This window comes from Alphaproteobacteria bacterium (assembly GCA_019746225.1).
GTDB lineage: Bacteria > Pseudomonadota > Alphaproteobacteria > Paracaedibacterales > VGCI01 > VGCI01.
In genome coordinates this window covers 1-2284 of record JAIESE010000075.1, presented here as the reverse complement: position 1 = coordinate 2284, position 2284 = coordinate 1, and the positions used below count along the sequence as shown (strand labels likewise).

General features: G+C 45.9%; 1 protein-coding gene and 1 riboswitch. The gene reads left to right on the top strand.

What is annotated here, in order from left to right:
* The first annotated feature begins 214 nt into the window (after positions 1-214).
* A riboswitch (cobalamin riboswitch) is annotated at positions 215-423 on the top strand.
* Between the two features lie 99 nt (positions 424-522).
* Positions 523-2284: ribonucleoside-diphosphate reductase subunit alpha (locus K2Y18_10410; protein MBX9806140.1), on the top strand; the 1762-nt coding region annotated here is incomplete at its 3' end.

Below are 2284 nucleotides of genomic sequence, written 5' to 3'. Positions count from 1 at the left end.
GCTGAAAGATCTTGACGCGCGATGAAGACGGTTTCGTATAACGCCATCTTATGACTCCTTATGGCTAATTATGAAAGGCCCAATGCCTCTCACAAGCCGGCTCTGCCGGCAAAGAGTTGTCTTCTTCATAAAGGAGATAAAAGGAGAATGCAAGTGATTAATCAATTGCGTTTTGTGTACCGTAACCTATTGACAGCGTCTTCTCATTAAGGACATTATCGGAGTGTCTTAAGGTGTATCGTCTAGAATACGACGATACTGAAAAGGGAATCCGGTGCGCATCATGCAATGCCGGAACTGCCCCCGCAACTGTAAGCGGTGAGTTGTGCAGATATAGAAACCACTGGGATTACTCCTGGGAAGGCCATCTGTAACAGCAACGACCCGTAAGTCAGGAGACCTACCTTTGGACAATTACTGCAAACACGTCGGGCGGGGTGCACCGATGAGGGCGGTCGATACGCAGACCTCGTGTATTCTCGCTTTCAGGACTCCTGCCCTCTAACCATAGAGGGTGTAATTATGAACCATGCATACGATTTTGACCGAAATGGGCACTTGATCAACTTTGATCCGACCCGAACTCTCTTAAAATTTCCTAATCCTCAAGAAAAAAAATCTCCTCCAGTAGAAAAATCTGCGCCGAAACCTAAACCGACGAAAGAGCAACTTCGCCTTGATCGTAAGCGTGATGATCTCCTCATCCAATTTGGTAAGGAAACGCTAGATAATCGTTACCTCCTTAAAGGGGAAAGTTACCAGGATATGTTTGCACGTGTTGCCTGCAACTATGCCGATGATGTTGCCCATGCCCAGCGCCTTTATGACTATATTTCCCAGCTGTGGTTTATGCCCTCTACCCCTATTCTCTCCAACGGAGGAGCCAAGAGAGGTCTCCCTATTTCCTGTTTTCTCAACACTGTATCCGACAGCTTGGATGGAATCGTTTCCACATGGAACGAAAACGTATTACTGGCGTCAAATGGTGGAGGTGTCGGAACCTATTGGGGATTTGTACGCAGCATTGGTGAAACCATAGGTCGGGCAGGAAAGACTTCTGGAATTATTCCCTTTATTCGTGTGATGGACTCTCTCACCCTCGCCATCAGCCAAGGATCCCTGCGCCGTGGTTCTGCTGCCGTCTACCTAGACATTCATCATCCTGAAATTGAAGAGTTTTTAGAAGTTCGTAAACCTTCTGGCGATTTCAACCGTAAAAGCCTGAATCTGCATCACGGAATCAACATCACCGATGAATTTATGGAAGCTGTCCGTGATAATAAGGAATTTGGATTGCGCAGTCCTAAGACCAACGCCATTATTCGTACCATTAACGCCCGAAACTTATTTCAAAAAATTCTGGAGATACGTCTGCAAACTGGCGAGCCCTATCTTATTTACATTGATACGGTTAATAAGGCCATGCCCAAGCATCAGCGTGAGTTAGGTTTAAAAGTACGCATGTCAAACTTGTGTAGCGAGATTTTCCTACCCACAGGTCCTGACCAATTTGGAAAAGACCGCACAGCTGTCTGCTGCTTATCTTCCCTCAATGCTGAAACATGGGATGAATGGCATGATAATCCCTACATTATTGAGGACGTGATGCGCTTTCTGGATAATGTCCTGCAGGAATTTATTGATACTGCACCGGATGGTATGGCAAGAGCAAAATATTCAGCCATGCGAGAGCGCTCTGTGGGCTTAGGTTTGATGGGTTTTCACTCGTTCCTTCAATCTCGCGGCATTCCGTTTGAGAGTGCTATGGCGAAATCCTGGAACAAGAAAATGTTTCGTCATATCAGACGTGAAGCTGATGCGGCTTCTGTTCAACTGGCAGAAGAACGCGGCCCTTGCTTAGACGCAGCTGATCGTTCCATAAAAGCCCGTTTTAGTCATAAACTTGCCATTGCTCCAACTGCCTCCATCAGCATTATTTGTGGCGGCACAAGCGCTTGTATTGAACCCATTCCTGCCAATATCTATAATCATAAAACCCTTTCGGGCAATTATGCCGTCAAGAACAGGCATTTGGAAAAGTTATTGGAAACTAAGGGGCTTAATAATGACGTGACGTGGCAATCGATTCTTGAAAATGAAGGCTCAGTGCAGCATTTAACCGGTCTCTCTCAAGAGGAAAAAGATGTCTTCAAAACGGCCTTTGAAATCGATCAACGGTGGATCATTGAACTTGCGGGAGATCGTGCCCCTTATATTTGTCAAGGGCAGTCGCTGAATCTATTTTTACCTGCCGACATTGATAAATGGGATGTGTTAATGCTCC